This window comes from Allobranchiibius huperziae, from assembly GCF_013410455.1.
Taxonomy (GTDB): domain Bacteria; phylum Actinomycetota; class Actinomycetes; order Actinomycetales; family Dermatophilaceae; genus Allobranchiibius; species Allobranchiibius huperziae.
The window spans coordinates 734890-757412 of sequence record NZ_JACCFW010000001.1 but is presented as its reverse complement, the minus strand read 5'-3'; the positions used below and the strand labels follow the sequence as shown (position 1 = coordinate 757412).

The following is a 22523-nucleotide window of genomic DNA, read 5'->3' as shown; positions in this document are numbered from 1 at the left end:
CGCCCACAAGTGCCCACGCGGTGCCGTTCCGTGGGATGTGGGTTCTCAGGCGGCCTGAACGACGAGCGCAACGCCGGGCTCGCGCGCCCGGGTGCAGGTTTTCGGCACCACGGTCACTTTCCCGCGCCCGCGCGGCGTGGCCAGGCGGGTTGTCGGCGGGGCGGTCACTTTCCGACTCTGGAGGTGAGCCGGGAGCGCGCGCCGGCCCGCGCGGATCCCGTCCAGGCGCCTGAAGACGAGACCCGACAGCGCAGCCCACTCCTTCGACAAGCGGCGAGCGGCGAGCGGCGAGCGGCGAAGAACTCAGTCGCGTCGAGCCGTCGCGTGACCCTCTGCGTCGCGGTCACCGTCGGCAGCAGGTTCGCTGCGCGGTTCGGGCGCATCGTCGGTGGCCTCGTCGTCGGCGGCGAACATGCCCTCGACCTCGTCGATGTCCATGTCGTCCTCGCGGACGTCGTCGTCATGCTCGTCGTCGGTACGACGGCGACGCTCTCGAGCCCACAGGACGAAGAACACGCCCGACGCCAGTGCCAGCACGGCGAGCCCGCAGATGAGCGCCCCGAATACGCTGTAGATGACGTGCGACGCGGACGTCGCGGGGGCGCCGTTGTTGTCGTCACCGTGGAAGCTCGGCGCCTGCGACAGCCCCCACTGCGCTCCCCCGACGGCTGCGAGCACTGCGAGGACCACGGCGACGGCCCAGTAGGCACCAGCGGCCCAGCGTCTTCCCAGAATCACCTGGTCCACGCTACGGCAGCGGTCGACCGCTCACTCACACGAACACACTGAGCAACAGGACGAAGGCGAAGCCGACCACCGAGATCACCGTCTCCATGAGCGACCAGGAGCGCAGCGTCTGACCCACGCTGAGGCCGAAGTACTCCTTGACCAGCCAGAAGCCGGCGTCGTTCACGTGACTGAAGAAGAGCGACCCACAGCCGATCGCGAGCACCAGCAGGGAGACATGGGTGGTGCTGAGCGTGGCGGCCAGGCCGCCGACGATGCCGGCCGCGGTGACCGTCGCCACGGTCGCCGAGCCGGTCGCCAGCCGGATGGCGACCGCGACCAGCCAGCCGAGCACCAGCACCGACAAGTGCGCGTCGGTCGCCCAGTCGGCGATGACCTTGGCAATTCCGGAGTCGACCAGCAGCTGCTTGAAACCGCCTCCCGCGGCGACGATCAGCATGATCCCGGCGACGCCGGCCAGACCGTCGCCGAGCGTGTCGCTGGTGCGCTGCCGGGTCATGCCGCTGCCCCGGCCGAGGACGACGTACGCGAACGCGACCGCCACGAACAACGCCACGCTCGGCGTGCCGATGACGTCGAGCACCGAGCGGACGGTGTTGCCGTCCGCCAGCACCAGATTGCCGACCGCCGCGGGCAGCATCAGCACCACGGGGGTGAGCACGACGGCGAGCGCCGCGCCCGTCCGCGGCGTACGCGCGGTGGAGTTCTCGGCGTCATCCGTGGCACGTGCACCGCCCGTGCCGCGCGCCGCCAACCCGGCGGCGTCCACCGGCACCATCCGGTTGATCACGCGAGCGAGCAGCGGGCCGGAGATGACCAGCGTCGGCACGGCGACGAGCAGCCCGAAGAGCAGGGTGTATCCCTGATCCGCGTGCAGGGCGCTGATGGCCGTCTCCGGCCCGGGGTGCGGAGGCACCAGCCCGTGCAGGATGGACAGCCCGGCGAGGGCGGGGATCCCCACCAGCATCAGCGGCGTCTTGGTGCGCTGGGCGACCAGTACGACGATCGGCACCAGGATCACGACGCCGATCTCGAAGAACATCGGCAACCCGACCAGCGCGGCGATGAGCGCCATGCCCCACGGCAGCGCCCGGGCCGACATCCGTCCGACGACCGATTCCACCACCCGATCGGCGCCGCCGGAGACCGAGAGCAGGCGGCCGAGCATCGCGCCGAGCGCGATCAGCAGACCGACCGCGCCGGAGGTCGTGCCGAAACCGTCGGTGAAACTCGTGATGGCGTCCGCGCCGGGGATCCAGGCCACCAGAGCCAGCACCGCCGACCCGCAGAGCAGTGCCAGGAACGGATGCAGCCGCACGGCCGCCACGAGCAGCACGACCGTGGCGATACCCGCGAGGGCGGCCAGGATCAGCTGCAGGTGGCCTGCGGAGGAGATGGGGGCGTCGGCGGCGAGGACGGCGGCTGGCATGGACGCCACGCTATCGATGACGAAGGCCGCACCCCTGCGGTCGGGAGTGCGGCCTTCAACGTACGTCGGGGCAGCGGCGCGCCCCGATCGGTGTGGATCAGTACCAGTTGGTGGCCTGCGAGTGCGCCCAGGCGCCGCAGGGCGAACCGTAGGAGCCCTTGATGTAGCCGAGGCCCCACTTGATCTGGGTGGCCGGGTTGGTGCGCCAGTCGGCACCGGCGCTCGCCATCTTGCTGCCGGGCAGCGACTGCGGAATGCCGTACGCGCCGGAGGAGGCGTTGTCCGCGCTGGGGTTCCAGCCGGACTCCTTGTTCCACAGGCTGACGAGGCAGCTCATCTGGCCTGAGTTCCAGCCGTAGCTGGACAGCATGCTCGCGGCGATCGCCTGCGGGTTGCCACCGGAGATCACGGGCGCGGGATTGCTGCGGGGGGTCGACGCCTTCTTGGAGGCGGCGGCCTGGCGGGCGGCCGCGGCCTTCTTCGCCGCGGCAGCCTTCTTGGCGGCGGCGGCCTTCTTGGCGGCGGTGCTCGACTTCTGCGCGGCAGCCTGGTTGGCGCGAGCAGCGGCGGCGAGGGTGGCCTGCCGGGCCAGCGACCGGGACGTGACGCTGCCGCGTGCTGCGGCGGCGCGCTTCATCAATGCGGCCTTCGCGGCCGTGTCGGCGGCGGAGTTCGCGGTGGCGGGCACCGTCGCCTGCTCGGAGCGCGTCAGCGCGTCGGTGTTCGACGCGCCGATCGTGCCACTGGTCGAGGCATACGCGGTGGCACTCATCGAAACGGTCGCGATCGCGGCGGAGGTGAGGACCGCAGGACGACGCAGCAGCTGAGCGCCGCCCCGCCGGGACGTGCGGTGACGGCCTACGTTGCGTGACATGGAGATGGAACAGCCTTTCGATGGGCGACACTCGGCATAGAAAAGCGGCCGGGTCGCAGCCGCTCACGGGAACCGATTCTTGCCGCTTCAACGGCGTTATCGAATCGAGACCAACAATCACCCTGCCTGACTACTTCACGCTTGTCCAATCGAGCCCCACCCCTCGTGAGCAGGGTCACCACCACCCGCCCCATGGCCCTCATCGGCACCACGGAAGTACGCACACTCAGCGCATGGAAGAGCCCGGGTGCGGCCATCGGCCGCACCCGGGCTACATCGCTCAGGAATGGAGAATTCTCAGGCGTCGGGGCCTTCCAGCAGGTCGGTGACCAGAGCCGCGATCGGGCTGCGCTCGGACCGGTGCAGCGTGACGTGACCGAAGAGGGGGTTGCCCTTCAGCTTCTCGATGATCGCCGCGACCCCGTCGTGACGCCCGACGCGCAGGTTGTCCCGCTGGGCGACGTCGTGGGTGAGCACGACCCGGGAGTTCTGCCCGATCCGGGACAGCACCGTGAGCAGCACGTTGCGTTCCAGGGACTGTGCCTCGTCCACGATCACGAACGCGTCGTGCAGCGACCGGCCCCGGATGTGGGTCAGCGGAAGCACCTCGAGCAGTTCGCGGTCGAGCACCTCCTCGACCACCTCGCGGGAGACGACGGCGCTCAGCGTGTCGAAGACCGCCTGGGCCCACGGGCCCATCTTCTCGTTCTCACTGCCGGGCAGGTAGCCCAGATCCTGGCCGCCGACGGCGTACAACGGGCGGAAGACGATCACCTTGCGGTGCTGGCGGCGTTCCATCACGGCCTCGAGGCCCGCGCAGAGGGCGAGCGCGGACTTACCGGTGCCCGCGCGGCCACCCATGCTCATGATGCCGATGTCGGGATCCATCAGAAGGTCCAGCGCGATCCGCTGCTCCGCCGACCGGCCGTGCAGACCGAACGCGTCACGGTCGCCCCGCACGAGGCGCACGCTCTTGTCCGACATGACCCGGCCGAGCGCGCTGCCGCGCGGGCCGAGCAGCACCACACCGGTGTTCGTGGGAAGTTCGGCGGCCTGCGCCGACTCGACCTGGCCCGCGTCGTAGAGCGCGTCCATCTCCTCGGCGGCCAGCTCGACCTCGGCGATGCCGGTCCAGCCGCTCTCCACGGCCAGCTCGGCGCGGTACTCCTCCGCGGGCAGTCCGACGGCGGATGCCTTGACCCGCATCGGCAGGTCCTTGCTGACGACCGTGACGTCCGCGCCCTCGTTGGCCAGGTTGCGCGCGACCGCGAGGATCCGGGTGTCGTTGTCACCGAGGCGGAAGCCGGCGGGCAGCGACTGCGGGTCCGTGTGGTTGAGCTCCACCCGCAGGCTGCCGCCCTCCCCGATCGGCACCGGGGCGTCCAGGCGCCCGTGCTCGACCCGCAGGTCGTCCAGCATCCGCAGGGCGCTGCGCGCGAAGTAGCCCAGTTCCGGGTGGTGACGCTTGCCCTCCAGCTCGGTCACGACGACGACGGGGAGCACGACCTCGTGCTCGTGGAAGCGGTTCATCGCGCGTGGATCGGAGAGCAGCACCGAGGTGTCCAGGACATAGGTGCGGCGGGAGGGCACAGCTGCAGACGTCATGACCGACTCCTTCGCCGGCGCGGCACGGTGTCCGTGACCGGCAACTCGCGGAACGTGGCCGGGACCGGGCCCTTGCGGGTGCCGGTGCCGGCCCCCGATCCGCAGCGGGTTCGCTGCATCTGGTGGGCCTCCCGAACGCGGGGGCGTCGTGCCCTCGTGTCGAGTACGACGCTAAGCCGCCGAACCCTGAGAACGATGCAACCGGTGCCGTGTCGTGACCCGGATTCATCCGGCGTTAACACGCCGTCGTCACACCCGCCCCACCCGTCACATTCCATGGCGTTTGGGCGCGCGGGCCGACCGCTCGGTGCCGGGTTCGTAGACGGTGCTCAGGCGCCGAAGCGGCGCTCGCGCTCGGCGTAGGAGCGCAGTGCCCGCAGGAAGTCCACCCGCCGGAAGTCGGGCCAGTAGGCCTCGCAGAAGTAGAACTCCGAGTGCGCGCTCTGCCAGAGCAGGAAACCGCCCAGCCGTTGCTCGCCGGACGTGCGGATCACCAGGTCCGGGTCGGGCTGGCCCTTGGTGTAGAGGTGAGCCGAGATGTGCTCGACGTCCAGGATCTGGGCGAGCTCCTCGATCGAGACGCCCTGGGCCGCGTGCTCGTGCAGCATCGACCGGACGGCGTCCGCGATCTCCTGCCGCCCGCCGTAGCCGACCGCGATGTTGACGATGAGGCCGGAGGTCTCCCTGGTCAGTTCCCCCGCTTCCTTCAGCACCTTCCGGGTGTGATCCGGCAGCAGATCGAGCGCACCCATGGGGTTGAGTCGCCACCGCCCGCGATCGGCGAGGTCGGCGACCACTCCCTCGATGATGGCCAGCAAGGAGTCCAGTTCGGATCCGCGCGCCGTCAGGTTGTCGGTGGACAGCAGCCACAGCGTGACGACCTCGACCCCGACCTCCTCGCACCACGTGAGCAGGGGCTCGATGTTGTCCGCACCCGCCTGCGTCCCGTGGGCCGCGTCGCCACCGCGGAGCTTTGCCCACCGCCGGTTGCCGTCCAGGATCACCCCGACGTGCCGCGGCAGATTGGCCGTCGGCAGCGACCGGGCGAGTCGACGTTCGTAGAGCCCGTACGCCAGATCGCGGACACCCCGCATCGCTAGCTCTCCCTCGTCGCTGCCCGGTCCGGGCGTTCGGCCCGTCGCGTGCCCAGGGTAGTCCGCCTCTTCGTGGCGAGGGGGTCAGCTGGCGTCCGGTGCTCGGTGCGGGCCGGTCGTGGGTGGAGTTCACCAATCCGTCGCCGGATGGTGTAGCTGTCGTCACCGCGAATGCACAGGCGCACGCCCTAGCATGACGAAGGTGATTCAACCCATCAGCAACGCCGTCGAGACGGTGCAGCAGGAGGCCGCCGAACTGGTGCGCCTGGTCAAGCCCCGGTTGCGGGGCTGGCTGCACCTCGGGATGGTTCCGCTCACCCTGGCGGCGGCCATCGTGATGATCGTGCTCGCGCCGAGCGGCAAACCGCGCATCGGCGCCATCGTCTTCGGGGTCACGGCCCTGCTGCTCTTCACCACCTCCGCGATCTACCACCGCGGCACGTGGGGTCCGCGCGCCGGAGGCCTGCTCAAGCGGGCGGACCACTCGAACATCTTCCTGATCATCGCGGGCACCTACACGCCGTTCGCGCTGATGCTCCTGCCCCGTGCGCAGGCCACCACGTTGCTCGTGATCGTCTGGTCCGGCGCCATCGGCGGAGTGCTGTTCCGCACCCTGTGGGTGGGCGCCCCCCGATGGCTCTACACCCCGATCTACGTCGCGCTCGGCTGGGTGGCCGTCTTCTACTTCGTCCCGATGATGCACTCGGGCGGCGTGGTGGTGGTGACGCTGATCGCGGCCGGCGGCCTGCTCTACACCGTCGGAGCGCTCGTCTACGGCATCAAGCGCCCGAATCCCTCACCTCGCTGGTTCGGGTTCCACGAGGTCTTCCACGCCTTCACCGTGCTGGCGTTCGCGGCGCACTACACCGCGGCATCACTGGCGATCTACACCCACCCCGGGGTCGCCTGAGGCGTTCAGCCGGGCAGATCCTCCGGACGTTTCCCGCCGGCCTCGGCCGACGCCTGCCCGCCGGCAGGTGCCCGGTCCTGCTGTGCCTTGAGGTCCGCCTCGTGCTGCATCCGCACGTTGCGCAGATGCCGGTTCATGCTGCGGTAGAGGAACCAGCAGGCCATCGCCAGCGCGAAGAGGATCAGGAACCCCCAGATTCCCGCCGTGACGTTGGTGGCCTCTTCCTCACCCACGGGCGGGCTCCGGGACGACGCGTGCGGCGACGTCGTCGATCACGAGATTGTGGGGGCCGCCCGACGCGAGCGCGTCGGCGTCCGCCTCGGTGCCGAGCCCGGCGAACAGGTCGTCCTCGTCGTCCGGCACAGGCACGTAGGACATCGCCAGATCCCATTCCTCGGTGGGCCAGATGGCGCCCTGCTCCTTGGCCGGGATCGCGAAGAACGACCCGTCCGGATCGATCTGCGTGGCATGGGCGAGCAGCGCGCGCTCGCGGACGGGGAAGTAGTCAGCGCACTGGATCCGGGTGGTGACGCGACCCTCCGGCCGGTCCTCCCAACGCTTCATCCACTCACCGAACGGCGATTCCTTGCCCGCGGCGAGCAACGCCTCGTGCATGGCGAGCATCTTGCCCCGGGAGAAGCCCCGGTCGTAGTAGAGCTTCAGCGGCTGCCAGGCCGGCCCGGCGCCCGGGTACGCCGACGGGTCGCCAGCCGCGCGGAAGGCGGCGACGGAGACGTTGTGGCACATGATGTGGTCGGGGTGGGGATAGCCGCCGTTCTCGTCGTACGTCGTCATGACGTGCGGGCGGAACGCGCGCACCACCCGCACCAGCGCCTCCGTGGTCACCTCGAGAGGCTCCAGGGCGAAGCAGCCCGCGGGCAGGTCGGGCAACGGGTCGCCCTCCGGCAGACCGGAGTCGACGAAGCCGAGCCAGGTGTGCTGCACCCCGAGGATCGCCTGGGCCGCCGCCATCTCGCGGCGGCGCACCTCCGGCATGTCCCGCAGGATCTCGGCATCGTCCTTCAGCCGGGGATTGAGGATGTCGCCACGCTCGCCGCCGGTGCAGGACACGACCATCACGTCATGCCCCTCGGCGACGTAACGGGCCATGGTCGCCGAGCCCTTGCTGGACTCGTCGTCGGGATGCGCATGCACTGCCATCAGGCGCAGGCTGCCGGTCATCGTCACCTCATCGACACACGTTCATGAACACTTAAGAACAGCGCCTAGTCTTGCATCCCATGCCGATCCCTCGACCCGCGCCCGGACAGGGCAAGTGGTGGCTCATCGGCACCCTGGGGGTGCTGGTCATGAGCGCCTTCGCCATCTGGTTCGGGATCGCCGCCACTCGTGGCGTGCAGTGGTCCGACGCCGGCCACGACATCGTGAGCGACACCAGGGTGCAGGTCACCTTCGATGTCATCAACCAGAACGGCAAGCCGGTCAGCTGCACCATCGAGGCGCAGGACAACGAGCACTCCCAGGTGGGGGTGACCACGGTCGATCTGCCCGCTACCCGCAAGGACGTCGTGCGCTACATCCGGACCGTCCGCACCGTCACGCGGGCGGTCACCGGCACCGTGGACAGCTGTCACTACCGCTGATCTCGACACCAGGTCGCAACCCGGAACGAACGTGACATCCGGCATATGCGAGCTAAACTGGTAGATCGCATCTGGGTCCGGCCCCCGGCGCGCCACGAGACATCTCGGGCGATCCGGGTCCGGACCGCTTCATTACCTGGGCGGACAGGGCACGTGACGAAAACGGCCTGCCCGCGGGCCGCGCCCCGGCCCAGACACCCGCACCACATCATCTGTCGCACAGCAAGGAGAAGGTCCGTGACGAGCACCACTGACGCCAGCTTCCTGACCCAGGAGGCCTACGACCGGCTCAAGGCTGAGTACGACCACCTCACCGGCGCAGGACGCACCGAGATCTCCCGCCAGATCGAGGAGGCCCGCGAAGAGGGTGACCTCAAGGAGAACGGCGGCTACCACGCCGCGCGCGAGGAGCAGGGCAAGATGGAGCTGCGCATCCGCCAGCTCGACGCCTTGCTGCGCGACGCCGTGGTGGGTGGCCCCTCCGTCAAGGAGGGCACGGTGGCCCCCGGCATGGTGGTGACCGTGGAGATGTTCGGTGAGACCGAGCACTTCCTGCTCGGCAGCCGCGAGATCGTCGGCGACTCCACCGACCTCGACGTCTACAGCGAGAAGTCCCCGCTGGGTTCGGCGATCAACGGCAAGTCGGTCGGCGAGACCACGTCGTACGAGGCGCCCAACGGCAAGAGCATCGAGGTCAAGATCACGCAGGCCACGCCCTATAAGTGAGCGTCCGCGCCTGACCCGACGACGACAGGCCCGCTCCCCCGGTGACGGGAGAGCGGGCCTGTCGCTGTGGCGGCCGGGCTACTTGGCGACGGCCTTCTTGTAGGTCGTCGTGGCCAGCGGCACGAAGATCACCAGGATCGCCGCCACCCAGATCACCGTGTAGAGGTCGGCGTGCCGCAGCGCCCAGGTGTAGCGGATCGCGTCCAGCTGCTGCTGGTGGGTGCCGGCCACCTTCAGCGCGAACAGGTTGCCGAAATGGTCCCGGGCCGAGTAGGTGATGGTCGAGACCGGGTTCCACCCGGCGATCGACTTCAGCGGACCCGGCAGCGCCTGCGCACTGGTGAACGTGTTGGCGATGAAGGTCAACGGGAAGATCACCATGAACGAGGCGTTGTTGACGATCTCCGGGGTGCGCACCTTCAGCCCGACGTAGGCGAACAGCCAGCTGACCGCGTAGGCGAACAGCAGCAGGAGCGCGAAGCCCCAGACGGCGTCCAGGACCCCGGTGCGGATCCGCCAGCCGATGATCAACCCCGTCACCGACATCACGATCAGCACGATGACGTTGTTGAGCACGTCGGACAGGGTGCGCCCGAACAGGACCGCGCCGGGGTGCATGGGCAACGTGCGGAACCGGTCGATGACGCCCTTCTGCATGTCCTCGGCCATCCCGAACCCGGTGATGGTCGCGCCGAAGACCAGCGTCTGGGTGAAGATCCCCGCGATGAGGAACTCCCGGTAGCCGCCGGCGTTGCCCGGGCCGGCGAGGCTGCCGAAGATGTAGCCGAAGAGCAGCACGAACATGATCGGCTGCAGCGTGGTGAAGACCAGCAGGTCGGGGACCCGCTTGATCTTGATCAGATTGCGCCGGGCGACGGTCAGCCCGTCACTGAAGAACGTGGTCATCGCGATGCCCCCTGGGTGTTCTTGCTGGTGGCGGCCGACCCGTCGTCGTCCGCGGCCTCCTCTGCCGCGTGGCCCGTCATCGCCAGGAAGGCGTCGTCGAGCGTGGGACGCCGGATGCCGATGTCCTGCACCTCGATGCCCGCATCATCGAGCCGTCGTACGGCGACCAGCAGGTCGCGCGTGCCGCCGGACACCCCCACGGTGACGCGCCGGCTGTGGTCATCGGAGGTGGCGTCTCCCCCGGCGATCGCCGCGAGCAGCCCGGCGGTCTCGCCCACCCGTGCGGGGTCGAGGACCGTCACCTCGAGACGCTCGCCGCCGGCCTGCACCTTCAGCTCATCGGACGTGCCCTCGGCGATGACCACACCGCGGTCGACCACCACGATGTTGTCGGCGAGGCGGTCGGCCTCCTCCAGGTACTGCGTGGTCAGCAGCACCGACGTGCCCGCGCGGACCAGCGTGGTGATGACGTCCCACATGTCACCGCGGCTGCGCGGGTCCAGCCCGGTGGTGGGCTCGTCCAGGAAGATCACCGGTGGACGCGCCACGAGTGCCCCCGCCAGGTCGAGCCGCCGGCGCATGCCCCCGGAGTAGGTCTTGGCCGGGCGGTCGGCCGCCTCGTCCAGCCGGAAGTCCTGCAGCAGCTCCCGGGAGCGCGCGCGGGCATCCCTCTTGGACAGGTGGTAGAGCCGGCCGATCATCTCCAGGTTCTCGTAGCCCGTGAGGTACTCGTCGACCGCGGCCGACTGACCGGACACCCCGATGCAGCGGCGCACGGCCGCCGGATCCTTGATCACGTCCTGCCCGGCGACGGTCGCGTGCCCCGCGTCCGGCCGGATCAAGGTGGTCAGCATCCGCACTGTCGTGGTCTTGCCGGCGCCGTTCGGCCCCAGCACCCCCAGCACCGTCCCCTCCGGCACGTTCAACGACACCCCGTCGACAGCCTTGACCGCCTTGTAGTGCTTCACCAGACCTTCGGCGAAGACGGCGTCCCCCATGCTCAGACCTCCTCTTGGCGTGACGTCCGGCGCGGCCGGAGACTGCCCACGAACCCTCGGGGGACCGTCACGTGCGGCCATGGTGCCAGGTCGCGGTGACAACCCAGCGGATCGCGCGCCGATCGATCCTTCGCAGTATCCGGGCTCACCCGAGTGCCTGCTCCAGATCCGCCACCAGGTCCTCGGCATCCTCGATCCCGACGGACAACCGGATCAGGTCGCCCGGGACCTCCAGCTCGGTGCCGGCGACGCTGGCATGGGTCATCCGCCCGGGGTGCTCGATGAGCGACTCGACCCCGCCGAGGGACTCCCCGAGGGTCCACAGCTCGGTGCGCCCGATCGCGTCGACGGCGTGCTGTTCGCCGCCGGCCAGCTGGAAGCTGACCATCCCGCCGAAGCGCTTCATCTGACGGGCCGCGATGTCGTGCCCGGGGTGGGAGTCGAGGCCGGGGTAGTAGATGTTGGTGACGTCCCGGCGCGACTGCAGCACCTGCACGATGCGCTCGGCGTTGTCACAGTGTCGTTCCATCCGCAACGACAGGGTCTTCAGTCCCCGCAGCACCAGCCACGAGTCCATCGGGCCGGAGACTGCACCGAGACCGTTCTGGTGGAAAGCGATCCGCTCGGCGGCGTCCTCGAACGCCGGGACCGCGACGTGCTCCGCCACCACGACGGCGCCACCGACGACGTCACTGTGACCTCCGGCGTACTTGGTGGTCGAGTGGATCACGATGTCCGCGCCGAGGCTGAGCGGCTGCTGCAGGTAGGAGGAGGCGAACGTGTTGTCGACGACCAGCAGCGCACCGGCCTCGTGGGCGATGGCGGCGATGGCGGCGATGTCGGCGATGCCGAGCAGCGGATTGGTCGGCGTCTCGACCCACACGAGCTTGGTGACGCCAGGGCGGATCTCGCCGCGGATGGCGTCCGCGTGGGCGACCTTGGCGAGGCTGTAGTCGACGCCCCACGGCTTGACGATCTTGTCGACGAGCCGGAACGTGCCGCCGTACGCGTCGGTCGGGATGATCATGTGATCGCCCGGGCGCAGCAGCCCCCGCAGGATCGCGTCCTCGGCGGCCAGACCCGAGGCGAAGGCGAATCCTCGCGCCCCGCCTTCCAGCTCGGCGATGCACTGCTCCAGCGCGGTGCGCGTCGGGTTGGCCGAGCGGGAGTACTCGTAACCCTCTCGCAGCCCGCCGACGCCGTCCTGCTTGTAGGTCGACGTCTGGTAGATGGCCGGTACGACGGCGCCGGTGCGGGGATCGGGTTCCTGGCCGGCATGGATGGCGCGGGTCGAGAAACCGTGATTCGAAGAGCTCATGCCGGCAAGGCTACGACCGTCCCTGTCGGCCCGGTGTCAGCTGCCCGGCCGGTAGGGACCGAGCACACAGAACTCGTTGCCCTCGGGGTCGGCGAGCACGGCCCAGCCCTTGTCACCGTTGCGGCGGTCGTCGACGATCGTCGCCCCCAGCGCGAGGATCCGGTCGACCTCCTCGTCACGGCTCCGGTCGGTCGGACGCAGGCACAGGTGCATCCGGTTCTTGACCGTCTTGGGCTCGGGGACCTTCAGGAAGAGCAGGAAACGGTCGTCCGGACCGCGCAGCCCGTCCTCTTCGGCACCCGGATCGGCGTCGTACTCGGGGTCGATGACGAAGTCGTCCAGCACCTGCGCCCACCACCGGGTCTGGGTGTAGGGGTCGGCGGCGTCGATGCAGAAGTTGGATGCGCGGGATGCCATCCGAGCAGGCTGCCAGCCGAGGGCCGTCAGGACAACGGGTTACTTCGCCGCCCTCACAGGGCCGAGTTCAGCGCCTGCCAGTCGATGCCGTCCGGTGCACGGTCGACGATGGTCTGCAGCAGACCCAGGCGGGCCGCGCGCAGTCGCTCGTCCGGCGCCATCACCAGGACCTCGTCGAAGAACCGGGTCAGCGGCCCCACGAGCACGGACGCGTCGGGCAGCCATCCGGGGATGGCGTCGGCGCGGTGGTCGGGCAGGGCGGCGACGAGGCGCTCCAGGCCGACCTCGGCCGGGTCGACCAGGACGCTCGCGTCGTACGCCGCAGCCGTGCCCGCAGGCACGATGCGGGTGATCCGCTGGACCGCCTCGACCAGCGTGGCCAGCCTCAGGTCGGTGCGGGTCCTCTCGATGTCTCCCAGAGCCGCCTGGGCCTTGCCCGGCGATGCGGAGAGGGGAGCCACGGCATCGGCGAGTCTGGCATCCACGCCCTCGTCGCGCAGCTGCTGGATCAGTCGGCCGACGGTGAACGCCCGGGCGGCGGAGACGGCTTCGTCGCCGACCTCGATCCCCTGCTCTCGCAACCGCTTCGCAGCCGCGTCAAGTCCGGAATCGACCGTGACCAGGGAGAGCGCCTCGTGCTCGCGCAGGATGCTGATGACTCCGAGGGCTGCCCGGCGCAGGGCGAACGGGTCGGACGACCCGGTGGGCTTGGCGCCGAGGGCGAACATGGCGGCCAGCAGGTCGAAGCGGTCGGCGAGCGCGAGCACCGCACCGGGCACGGTGCGCGGGATCACTCCGCCGGCGCTGCGCGGCTGCTCCATCTCGGCCAGCGCGTCGGCGACGGCCGGGCTCTCACCCGCGCGCAGCGCGTACTCGCGGGCCATGGTGCCGGCCAGTGACGACAGCTCGATGACCATCTGCGAGGCCAGGTCGAACTTGGCCAGCTCGCCCGCGCGGGTGAGCGTCGACCGGTCATCGGAGTCCAGCTCGAGGTCTCCGGCCAGCGCGGACGCCACGTCGGCGATCCGGTCGGCGCGCTGCGCCACCGAACCCAGCCGGTTCTCGAAGGTGAGCTTGCCGATGCCTGACCGCAGGTCGGCGAGCGGTGTCTGCAGGTCCGCGTCGTAGAAGAACGCCGCGTCCTCGTACCGCGCGCGCAGCACCTTCTCGTTGCCCTCGCGCACCACGTCGTCGTCGCACACGCCGTTCGCCATGGTGACGAAGTAGGGGCGCAGCGATCCGTCGGCGTCCCGCACCGGCAGGTAGCGCTGGTGCTTGCGCATCACGGTGGTGAGGATCTGCTCAGGCAGCTTCAGGTAGCGCTCCTCGAAGCTGCCGAGGATGCCGCGGGGCTGCTCGACCAGGTTGGTGATCTCGTCGACCAGGGCGGCCTCGTCCTCGAAGTCCACGACGCCGCCGACGGTCGCGGCGAGTGCGGTGGTCTGCGCCACGACCGAGCTGCGGCGCTCCGCGGCGTCGAGCACGATGCCGCGCTCGGCCAGGACCGGCGCCAGGGTCTGTGCGTTGTCGACCCGCACGAGGGGGTCGGCATCACCGCGCTGGGTGTAGGTGGTGCGGCCGGTGCGCAGCTGCGACACCTGAGCCGGCACGACCAGCGCACCCCACAGCGCGACGACCCACCGGATGGGACGGCTGTAGGTCAGTTCGGGATCGGACCAGCGCATGTTGCGGTCGGCGCGCAGCTCGCCGACCGTGGTCGCGACGAGGTCGCCGAGGACGCTCAGGGCGTCGCGGCCCGGCTGGTCGATGCGCACCGCCACGTGCTCGGCGCCGTCGAACTCGGCGCGGACCAGGTCGGCGACGTCGACCTTCTGACCGCGGGCGAAGCCCTGGGCGGCCTTGGTGGGGTTGCCCTCGTCGTCGTACGCGGCGCCGACCTTGGGGCCCTTGCGCATCGTCTGTGCGTCCGGCTCGTGCGCGGAGACGTCCTGCACGTGGGCGACGATCCGGCGCGGGGTGCCGAGCACCGACACCTCGCCGTGGGTGAGCCGGCCGGCGGCGAGACCGTCGGTCAGCAGGCTGCGTACCTGCTCCACCGCCTGCCCGACGACGTGCGGGGGAAGCTCCTCGACGCCGATCTCGAACGCGAAGTCCTCGGGTGCCGCGCCGGCCGCGACCGCGGCCTCCGGCTCCTCCCCCTCGTGAGGCGGCATGACCGCCGCACCGGCCAGGACCGGGGCGGCGTCGGACTTCAGCAGCGGGTAGTCCAGCTCAGCGCGGCGCTCGACCCACAGGGCCGCGACGTCGCGTGCGAGCGCCCGCATCGTCGAGAACGCCTGGGCGCGCTCGGTCGTGGAGATGGCGCCGCGGGAGTCCAGCACGTTGAACGCGTGGCTGCTCTTCAGTACGTAGGTGTGCGCCGGCACCGGGAGACGGGCCTCGACCAAGCGGCGCGCCTCGGCCGTGTAGCGTTCGAAGAGCTCGCGATTCGTCGGCACGTCGGCGTCGTCGAGGTAGTACCTCGACATCTCGTACTCCTGCTGGCCGAACGCCTCGCCGTAGGTGATGCCCGGCGCGTAGACCATGTCCTTGAAGTGGCTGACGCCCTGCTGGGCCATCATGATCCGCTCGATGCCGTAGGTCAGCTCCACGCTCACCGGGTCGAGGTTCTGACCGCCGACCTGCTGGAAGTAGGTGAACTGGGTGACCTCCATGCCGTCCAGCCACACCTCCCAGCCGAGACCCCACGCGCCGATCGCCGGCTGGGCCCAGTTGTCCTCGACGAACCGCACGTCGTGCGCGTGCAGGTCGATGCCGAGGGCCGCCAATGACTCCAGGTAGAGCTCCTGCGGGTTGCCCGGGTCGGGCTTGAGGATCACCTGGAACTGGGTGTGCTGCTGCAGGCGGTTGGGGTTCTCGCCGTACCGGCTGTCGTCCGGGCGCACGCTCGGCTCGACGTACCCGACCCGCCACGGCTCCGGTCCGAGCACTCGCAGCAGGGTGGCGGGGTTCATGGTGCCCGCACCCACCTCGGTGTTGAAGGGCTGGACCACCATGCAGCCACGGTCGGTCCAGAACTTCTGCAGGGTGAGCAGGGCGTCTTGCACGGTCAGCACGTGGGCAAGGCTATCGACGGGTGGCGACGCCACCGAATCGGTTTACGGCGACGTGGGGGTTCTGCGTCGTTGGCCAGTGCTGCAGCCCTGGCCACGGACGCAAACCGGCCACGTCGCGCCCTGCCGGGCGCGGAAGGATTACGCGGCCCCGGTCGTTGCACAGACATGATCTTCGGTTTCGGACGAGTTGGCACCATGGTCTCCCCCGACGAGGCACTCCCCGGGCGCTCGACGCCCATGGAGCACGTGCCCGCGACACACGCGGTCCTCGGCACGCCGCTGAAGGGCCCGTGGCCCGACGGCACCCAGGTGCTGTACGTCGCGATGGGCTGCTTCTGGGGCGCAGAGCGGTTCTTCTGGCAGGCGCCGGGCGTGGTGACCACTGCCGTCGGGTACATCGGCGGCATCACCCCCAACCCGACGTACGAGGAGACCTGCACCGGGCGGACGGGGCACACCGAGGCGGTGCTCATCGCGTACGACCCGAAGCAGACGGACGCGGAGCACCTGCTCAAGATCTTCTGGGAGAACCACGACTCCACGACCAAGTACCGCCAGGGCAACGACGTCGGCACCCAGTACCGCTCGGCGATCTACTGGACCACGCCCGAGCAGGAGGCGGCCGCCAAGGCCACCCGCGAGGCGTTCCAGCAGGTGCTCACCGAGCACGGCCACGGCGAGATCAGCACCGAGCTCGCCCCGGCCGGTGAGTTCTACTACGCCGAGGCCTACCACCAGCAGTACCTGCACAAGAACCCCGGCGGCTACTGCAACCACGGCCCCAACGGGCTGACCTGCCCGATCGGTCTGCTGCGTCAGGACGAGGTGCCCAGCCAGCAGTCGGTGCTGCCGCCGACCACCTGATCCAGCGGTCGAGAAGTCACGTCGGGAGGGTTGCGCGTCGCCGCGACCCTCCCGAACCGACATCTGGACACCGCTCTAGGGCTCGGCGAGCACCTCCGTCAGGCACCGCCGCGCCATGGCGACCATCGTGGGGTTGGTGTGCAGGTAGTACGGCAGGGCGATCACGGCCTGCGACACGGCCAGGCCGCGGGCGCGCAGCCAGACCGGCCCCCCGACAGCGACGCCGAGCGCGCGCAGGTAGGTCGCCCGGCGCGGGCCGTCGAAGACGAACCACGCGGCCGTGACGTCGTACGCGGGATCGCCCGTCGCGATCGCGCCGAGGTCGAGCAGCCCGACGAGACGCCCCTCACGGACGAGCAGGTTGCCCGGAATCAGGTCGGCGTGCAGCCACACCGGGCGTCCGTCCCACGTCGGTGTCGCGAGCGCCGCCTCCCAGATCTCGCCCACGCGTGCGGTGTCGGTCAGCCCGGCGCATCGGGACAGTGCCTCGCGAAAGTCGCTGTCACGTATGCCGATCGGGCCGCCGCGCGATCCCCCGAGCACGCCCGCACGCGGCGCGTCCTGCGACTGCAACCACAGCGAGCGCACGCAGCCGCCCAGGGCGGTGGCTGCCTGCTCGCTGTCTCCGACGGCGACCTCCTGCGCGTCACGCCCGTCCAGCCAGCGCACGATCGCCCACGGGTAGGGGTAGCCCGGTCCCGCCGCACCGACCGCCTCGACGATCGGCGTCCGCAGCGAGGCCCTCGCCGAGAACGCCGGACCCCAGCGGATCTCCTTCACCAGGCTCGGCACCGACCCGTCGTGCAGAGGGAACCGAGCGGCGTGCCGCTCGCCCAGTCGGAACACGGCGTTCTCGGTGCCGCCGGAGCGGACCTGCCGGATCGGCAGCTCGGCGTACGCCGGGAACTGGCGGGCCACCAGGTCGGCGACGAGCGCCGGATCGATGCGCGTCTCCCCTTCGTGCATCACGCGCGCCATCCTGTCGTGCCGGTCCGCGGCGCCGCGAACGCTTTTCCGCGCCTCCTCTGCATAGGTGATGAATGCACCTAGCATGGGCAGGCGACGATGCGAAGGAATGCGATGACGGCGACCACGACGTACTCCGACTCTGCCGAACGGCTCGATGCGCTGCCGGTCTCCGGCTGGCATCGACGGATGACCGCGATCGTGGGGATCGGGTCGTTCTTCGACCTCTACGAGGTGTTCCTCGGCGGCGTGCTGGCGACGGTGCTCGCGGAGCAGTGGGGTCTCGGCACCACGGGCAAGGCCATGGTCATCGCGGCGGCGTTCGCCGGGATGTTCGTCGGTGCACTCGCGATGTCGAGCCTCGCCGACCGGATCGGGCGCCGCAAGGTGTTCATGCTCAACCTCGCGTCGTACTCGGTGCTGTCGATCGCGGCCGGCTTCTCCCCGAACCTGACCGTGTTCGTGATCCTGCGCTTCCTGTGCGGAGTCGGGATCGGCTCCGAACTCGTGCTGGTCGACACCTACCTTGCCGAGTTCCTACCGGGCCGGGTGCGCGGTCGGTACATCTCGTGGGCGTACGTCGTGGGCTTCCTCGGGGTGCCACTCGCGGCGCTGATCGGCGCGCGGGTCGTGGCGAAGCACCAGATCCTCGGTCTCGACGGCTGGCGCTGGCTGCTGATCGCCGGCGGCCTCGGGGCGGTCTTCGTCTTCGCCGCGCGCACCCTGCTGCCGGAGTCGCCGCGCTGGCTGGAGTCGCGTGGGCGCTACGCCGAGGCGGACGCCATCGTGTCCGACATCGAACGCCGCAGCGGCGCGGTCCCCGCCGCCCGCACCGAGCAGCCGCACACCCAGCCCGCCGACGCGCCGGTCGAGGCGCGCCGTGTCCCTCTGCGTGTGCTCCTCGGGGTGGAGTACCGCCGGCGCACGGTGATGCTCGCGGTGTTCAACGTCCTGCAGACCGTGGGTTATTACGGATTCGGGACCCTTGCTCCCCTGGTGCTGAAGAGCAAGGGCTACAACGTCACCGACTCGCTCGGCTTCGCGGCGCTGTCGTTCCTGGGGTATCCGATCGGCGCGCTGGTCGCGGTGCCGATCGTGGAGCGTGTCGAGCGCAAGTTCCTGATCATCGTGGCGGCCGTGCTGATGGCGCTGTTCGGCATCACCTTCGGGGTCGCCACGAACACCGCGGTGATCGTGTCCGCGGGCTTCCTGCTGACCGTGTCGAGCAACGTCTTCTCCAACGCCTACCACGTCTACCAGGCGGAGATCTTCCCCACGACCGTGCGATCGAGCGCGGTCGGCAGCTGCTACTCGCTCTCCCGGCTGACCTCGGCGGTGCTGCCGTTCATCGCGGTCAGCGCGCTCGACCACTTCCACGCGGGCGGCGTCTTCGCGGGGTCGGCGGTCATCATGGCCGTCCTCTGCGTGGACATCGGGCTCTTCGGACCGCGCACCACCGGACGCAGCCTGGAGGACGTCAACGAGCGGGTGGCCGAGGTCGCGGCCGTCAGGTAGACGCCGCCGGGGCTTGCGCGGCCCGCCTCCGCTGCCTGGTCAGGGGTGTGTCGGGTGCCTAAGGTCGATGAGATGAAGATGAGCGACGCCCTCGAGACGGCATTCAGCGCACAGATCACCCTGGAGCTGCGCGCGTCGATCGTCTACCGACAGCTGGCGATCGACATGGGCAAGCTGGATCTGCCGGGGGTCTCCGCGTGGTTGCGCCATCAGGCGGACGAGGAGATCGTGCACGCCAACAAGTTCATCGACCACGCGAGCGACCGCGACAACCGCCCGGTCATCGGGACCATCGACGGCCCGGACGCCGAGCCCGTCTCCTCAGTGCTGCGCTGCTTCGAGCTCGCCCTGCAGCACGAGCAGAAGGTCTCCGCCTCCATCCGCGAGCTCTACCGGACCGCGGAGTCCGAGGGCGATCTGGACTCCCGGCCGCTGCTCGACTGGTTCCTGGCGGAGCAGATCGAGGAGGAATCGACCGTCGACGCGATCATCGGCCGTCTGAAGCGGATCGACGACGACGGGCCGGGCCTGCTGCATCTGGACGAGGAACTGTCGCGGCGCGGCAACGTGTCCGCGGGAGCCTGACCGCGTCAGCCGCGGGCCCGCGCGTAGCGCTCGTAGACCACCGGCCCGAACGTCCTGGTCTCGATCAGATCGAGTCGCAGATCCGTGGTGACCGGTGGCAGCAACGGTGTGCCTCCGCCGACGACGATCGGGTAGCGGAAGATCCGGAACTCATCGACGAGGTCGAGCTCGATCGCCTGGGCGGCCAGGTCGGCACCACCGATCTCGACGTCCCGGCCGGTGGCGGCGAGAGCTGCAATCTCCTCGGCGACCGATCCCTCGGCGAGCCGGGCATTCCCCTGGACGCGCTCGAGCGTGCGGCTGAAGACGACCTTCGGCAGGGCGCTCCACACGTCGGCGAACGCCGCGTAGAGCTCGGTCTCGCGCAGCGACGGGTCGGTCTCCCACACCAGCATGGTCTGGTAGAGCTTGCGCCCGCACAGGTGGGCGCCGAGTTCCCGCACGCGCTCCAGGTGGAAGGCGAACAGCTCATCGCTCGGCGCCGACCAGTCGAAGGCGCCCTGTCGGTCGGCGATGAAACCATCCATCGAGGCGCCGATGGAGTAGAGCAGCATGGCGTCACGCTAGTCGGACGGGGCACTTGCGTCTTTCGAACGCGTGTTCGATCATGGAGGGATGCTGCCTCCCCCACCGGTGACCTCACGTGACGAGACGGTCGCCCACCTGCACGACCTGCTGCGTCGCGAGACCGGCGGGCAGAAGAGGCAGGCGGGACAGGTCCGGCAGAGCTCAGCTGTGTTCGCTCTGCCCGGCGTACCGGTGCATCCCGACCTGCGCGACAGCTTCCCCACCGGGCTGCGGCTCGGCAGCGTCTACACCCTCTCCGGCTCGACCACCGTGGCCATGGGTCTGCTGGCCGAGCCGACCAGGACCGGATCCTGGTGTGCCGCAGTAGGACTGCCGCACTTCGGGGTCGAGTCGGCGGCCGCCTGGGGCGCCGACCTGACCCGACTGGTCCTGGTGCCGCACCCCCCGTCGCAGGACTGGGTGAGCGTGGTCGCCGCCCTGACCGAGATCGCCGATCTGATCCTCACCTCCCGCCCGCCGCACGTGACGCCGGGTGAGGTCGAGCGGTTGCACGCCCGGCTGCGCATCCGGCGTACGACGATGATCGTGGCCGGCGCCTGGCCCCGGGCAGCCGCGCACATCGAGGCCGTGACGACCGGCTGGGACGGCCTCGGCCAGGGGTACGGCGCGCTGATGCGTCAGCGGCTGAGGATCACCGTCACCGAGCGGCATCGGGAGCGCACCGCCGACCTCGGCTGGCCAGTACAGGCAGCACAGGCAGTACAGGCATGGCCGGCATGAGCAGGATGCTCCCGGCGACCTCGACGCCGGTGCGGGTGCTGGCCCTCTGGTGGCCGGGCTGGTCGCTGATCGCCGCGCAGGAGGCGGCCGGCGCGCCGGCCGACGCGCCGTTGGCGGTCGTGGCCAAGGGGATCGTGCTGGCCTGTTCGGCGGCGGCCGCCGCCGAGGGCGTCACCGAGGGCCTGCGCATCCGGCACGCCCAGGCCAGGTGCCCGGATCTGCAGGTCCTGCTCCACGACCCGGAGGTCGAGCAGCGCGCCTTCGAGCCAGTCCTGCGCGTCATCGAGCAGCGCGCTCCCCTGGTGCAGGTGATCCGGCCGGGACTGGCCGCGGTGCGTGCCGTCGGGATCGCCCGGTTCTACGGCAGCGAGGCGGCAGCGGCCGATGCGCTCGCCGCCGCCGTGCAGGAGGAGTTCGACCACGACGTACGGCTTGCCGTGGCCGACGGGCTCTTCACCGCCGAGCAGTCCGCCTACGCCACCACCGGCGAGGTGCCCTGGCTGCAGGTGCCGCCCGGCGGGTCCACCTCCTTCCTGGCCGGTCTGCCGGTGACCGTGCTCAGCGCAGCGGTGGACGACGCCCGTATGCCGAACATGCTGCGCCGCATGGGAATCCGCCATCTCGGAGAATTCGCCGCCCTTCCCCGAGGTGACGTGCACGCGCGCTTCGGGGCCACCGGTCTGCGCGCCCACCAGCTGGCCTGCGGTGAGGACGCACCGGCCATCTCACCCCGATCGGTGCCGCTCGACCTCGACCTGCGGGTCGTCTGCGATCCGCCGGTGGGCGACGTCGAGCAGCTGGTCGCGCAGTGCACCCCGGCCGTCGACCGGCTCATCACCGCACTGATGGAGCATGCCCTGGTCTGCAACCAGATCCGGCTCACCCTGCACACCGAGGCCGGCCTGGTGCACGAGCGACTCTGGCGTCACCCGTGGCAGTTCACCGGGGCGGAGCTGCTGGACCGGGTGCGGTGGCAGCTCGATGAGTTCTCCGCCGAGACCAGCGAGCGGTACGACGCCGTCACCCTGGTGACGATGGCGCCGGAATCGCTGGAGAGCGCCTCCCACCACGCCGAGGGGCTGTGGGGCGACCGGCCGGACGAGCACGTGGTGCGCACCGTGACCCAACTACAGGCGCGCCTCGGTCACGACGCGGTGCTGTCGGTCAGCGTCGGCGGCGGCCGGTTGCTCGACGAACGCCGGGTGCTGCGGCCGTGGGGTGAGGCGATCCCGACGTCCGCGCAGCGTCGTACCGACCAGCCGTGGCCGGGGTCGCTGCCCGGCCCGGCGCCGTCGACGGTCTTCGCGCAGGCCCGCCCCGCGGTGGTGCTCGATGCCGAGGGGGCCGTCGTACGCGTCGACCGGCGTGGCGGCCTGTCGATGCCACCGGCCACCCTGCGCCTCGGCGACGGCCCGGCGCGCCGGGTCACCGCCTGGGCCGGCCCGTGGCCGATCCAGCAGAGATGGTGGCGCAACCCGTTGAACGTCAACAGATTCCAGATGATCGACGACCACAACGAAGCGTGGCTGCTGCTGGCCGGCGGCGAACACTGGTGGACCGAGGCGCGCTATGACTGAGGA

The 22523-nt window shown here is 70.2% G+C and carries 22 protein-coding genes; 8 read left to right on the top strand and 14 right to left on the bottom strand.

Features of this window, described 5'->3' with window-relative positions; all coding sequences use genetic code 11:
- Positions 1 to 303: 303 nt before the first annotated feature.
- The 5 genes from HNR15_RS03600 to HNR15_RS03580 form a co-directional block, all read right to left on the bottom strand.
- The gene (locus HNR15_RS03600; RefSeq protein ID WP_179479187.1) at positions 304 to 738 is read right to left on the bottom strand and encodes a hypothetical protein; all 435 of its coding nucleotides are present in this window, start codon (positions 736 to 738) and stop codon (positions 304 to 306) included.
- Positions 739 to 772: 34 nt separating this feature from the next.
- On the bottom strand, positions 773 to 2176 hold the full coding sequence (locus HNR15_RS03595; RefSeq protein ID WP_179479185.1) for a GntP family permease: 1404 nt from the start codon (positions 2174 to 2176) through the stop codon (positions 773 to 775).
- 97 nt (positions 2177 to 2273) lie between these two features.
- Positions 2274 to 3050, bottom strand: a complete 777-nt coding sequence (locus HNR15_RS03590; protein WP_179479183.1) for an aggregation-promoting factor C-terminal-like domain-containing protein — start codon at positions 3048 to 3050, stop codon at positions 2274 to 2276.
- 297 nt (positions 3051 to 3347) lie between these two features.
- Positions 3348 to 4655 (bottom strand): RNA 5'-3' helicase PhoH2, encoded by a 1308-nt coding sequence (gene phoH2 / locus HNR15_RS03585; protein WP_179479181.1) that lies wholly within the window; start codon positions 4653 to 4655, stop codon positions 3348 to 3350.
- Positions 4656 to 4984: 329 nt separating this feature from the next.
- Positions 4985 to 5749, bottom strand: a complete 765-nt coding sequence (locus tag HNR15_RS03580) for an isoprenyl transferase (protein ID WP_179479178.1) — start codon at positions 5747 to 5749, stop codon at positions 4985 to 4987.
- A 193-nt stretch (positions 5750 to 5942) separates the two neighbouring features.
- On the opposite strand from HNR15_RS03580, the gene trhA reads away from it, so the two are divergent.
- Positions 5943 to 6659 carry a PAQR family membrane homeostasis protein TrhA gene (trhA, locus tag HNR15_RS03575; RefSeq protein WP_179479176.1) on the top strand — a complete coding sequence of 239 codons (717 nt, stop codon included), beginning with the start codon at positions 5943 to 5945 and terminating at the stop codon, positions 6657 to 6659.
- 5 nt (positions 6660 to 6664) lie between these two features.
- Here the strand turns inward: trhA and HNR15_RS03570 are convergent, their stop codons facing one another.
- Together HNR15_RS03570 and mca are read right to left on the bottom strand one after the other, a co-directional pair.
- A complete protein-coding gene (locus HNR15_RS03570; RefSeq protein ID WP_179479173.1) occupies positions 6665 to 6892 on the bottom strand; it encodes a hypothetical protein in 228 nt (75 codons plus the stop codon).
- The gene (gene mca / locus HNR15_RS03565; RefSeq protein ID WP_179479171.1) at positions 6885 to 7841 is read right to left on the bottom strand and encodes a mycothiol conjugate amidase Mca; all 957 of its coding nucleotides are present in this window, start codon (positions 7839 to 7841) and stop codon (positions 6885 to 6887) included. Before mca ends, HNR15_RS03570 begins: the two co-directional genes overlap by 8 nt.
- A gap of 59 nt (positions 7842 to 7900) precedes the next feature.
- Here mca and HNR15_RS03560 point away from each other — a divergent pair, with 59 nt between their 5' ends.
- Positions 7901 to 8263, top strand: a complete 363-nt coding sequence (locus tag HNR15_RS03560; RefSeq protein ID WP_179479168.1) for a DUF4307 domain-containing protein — start codon at positions 7901 to 7903, stop codon at positions 8261 to 8263.
- A 237-nt stretch (positions 8264 to 8500) separates the two neighbouring features.
- The gene (gene greA / locus HNR15_RS03555; protein ID WP_208053765.1) at positions 8501 to 8989 is read left to right on the top strand and encodes a transcription elongation factor GreA; all 489 of its coding nucleotides are present in this window, start codon (positions 8501 to 8503) and stop codon (positions 8987 to 8989) included.
- A 78-nt stretch (positions 8990 to 9067) separates the two neighbouring features.
- Here the strand turns inward: greA and HNR15_RS03550 are convergent, their stop codons facing one another.
- The 5 genes from HNR15_RS03550 to HNR15_RS03530 form a co-directional block, all read right to left on the bottom strand.
- A complete protein-coding gene (locus HNR15_RS03550; protein ID WP_179479164.1) occupies positions 9068 to 9895 on the bottom strand; it encodes an ABC transporter permease in 828 nt (275 codons plus the stop codon).
- Positions 9892 to 10893 carry an ATP-binding cassette domain-containing protein gene (locus tag HNR15_RS03545; protein WP_179479161.1) on the bottom strand — a complete coding sequence of 334 codons (1002 nt, stop codon included), beginning with the start codon at positions 10891 to 10893 and terminating at the stop codon, positions 9892 to 9894. The genes HNR15_RS03550 and HNR15_RS03545 overlap by 4 nt, the downstream gene beginning before the upstream one ends.
- Before the next feature lie 145 nt (positions 10894 to 11038).
- Positions 11039 to 12211, bottom strand: a complete 1173-nt coding sequence (locus HNR15_RS03540; RefSeq protein WP_179479160.1) for a cystathionine gamma-synthase — start codon at positions 12209 to 12211, stop codon at positions 11039 to 11041.
- Between the two features lie 36 nt (positions 12212 to 12247).
- The gene (locus HNR15_RS03535; protein WP_179479159.1) at positions 12248 to 12628 is read right to left on the bottom strand and encodes a VOC family protein; all 381 of its coding nucleotides are present in this window, start codon (positions 12626 to 12628) and stop codon (positions 12248 to 12250) included.
- Between the two features lie 53 nt (positions 12629 to 12681).
- Complete coding sequence (locus tag HNR15_RS03530) at positions 12682 to 15705, bottom strand: glycine--tRNA ligase (RefSeq protein ID WP_179479158.1); 3024 nt, start codon at positions 15703 to 15705, stop codon at positions 12682 to 12684.
- Positions 15706 to 15900: 195 nt separating this feature from the next.
- Between HNR15_RS03530 and msrA the strand changes: the two genes are divergently transcribed.
- Positions 15901 to 16569 carry a peptide-methionine (S)-S-oxide reductase MsrA gene (msrA, locus tag HNR15_RS03525; protein ID WP_179479157.1) on the top strand — a complete coding sequence of 223 codons (669 nt, stop codon included), beginning with the start codon at positions 15901 to 15903 and terminating at the stop codon, positions 16567 to 16569.
- 75 nt (positions 16570 to 16644) lie between these two features.
- Here the strand turns inward: msrA and HNR15_RS03520 are convergent, their stop codons facing one another.
- Positions 16645 to 17535, bottom strand: coding sequence for an aminoglycoside phosphotransferase family protein (locus HNR15_RS03520; RefSeq protein WP_246306040.1), 891 nt, complete (start codon positions 17533 to 17535; stop codon positions 16645 to 16647).
- Positions 17536 to 17649: 114 nt separating this feature from the next.
- Here HNR15_RS03520 and HNR15_RS03515 point away from each other — a divergent pair, with 114 nt between their 5' ends.
- Both HNR15_RS03515 and HNR15_RS03510 read left to right on the top strand, forming a co-directional pair.
- Positions 17650 to 19050: an MFS transporter gene (locus HNR15_RS03515; RefSeq protein WP_179479155.1), complete on the top strand. Its 1401-nt coding sequence runs from the start codon at positions 17650 to 17652 to the stop codon at positions 19048 to 19050.
- 72 nt (positions 19051 to 19122) lie between these two features.
- Complete coding sequence (locus tag HNR15_RS03510) at positions 19123 to 19635, top strand: ferritin (RefSeq protein WP_179479153.1); 513 nt, start codon at positions 19123 to 19125, stop codon at positions 19633 to 19635.
- A 5-nt stretch (positions 19636 to 19640) separates the two neighbouring features.
- On the opposite strand, the gene HNR15_RS03505 is transcribed toward HNR15_RS03510, so the two are convergent.
- On the bottom strand, positions 19641 to 20189 hold the full coding sequence (locus HNR15_RS03505; RefSeq protein ID WP_179479151.1) for a dihydrofolate reductase family protein: 549 nt from the start codon (positions 20187 to 20189) through the stop codon (positions 19641 to 19643).
- 61 nt (positions 20190 to 20250) lie between these two features.
- On the opposite strand from HNR15_RS03505, the gene HNR15_RS03500 reads away from it, so the two are divergent.
- Together HNR15_RS03500 and HNR15_RS03495 are read left to right on the top strand one after the other, a co-directional pair.
- Positions 20251 to 20943: a hypothetical protein gene (locus HNR15_RS03500; protein WP_179479150.1), complete on the top strand. Its 693-nt coding sequence runs from the start codon at positions 20251 to 20253 to the stop codon at positions 20941 to 20943.
- Entirely contained in the window at positions 20940 to 22520 is a 1581-nt protein-coding gene (locus HNR15_RS03495) for a DNA polymerase Y family protein (RefSeq protein WP_179479149.1), read from the top strand. The genes HNR15_RS03500 and HNR15_RS03495 overlap by 4 nt, the downstream gene beginning before the upstream one ends.
- Positions 22521 to 22523 lie beyond the last annotated feature (3 nt).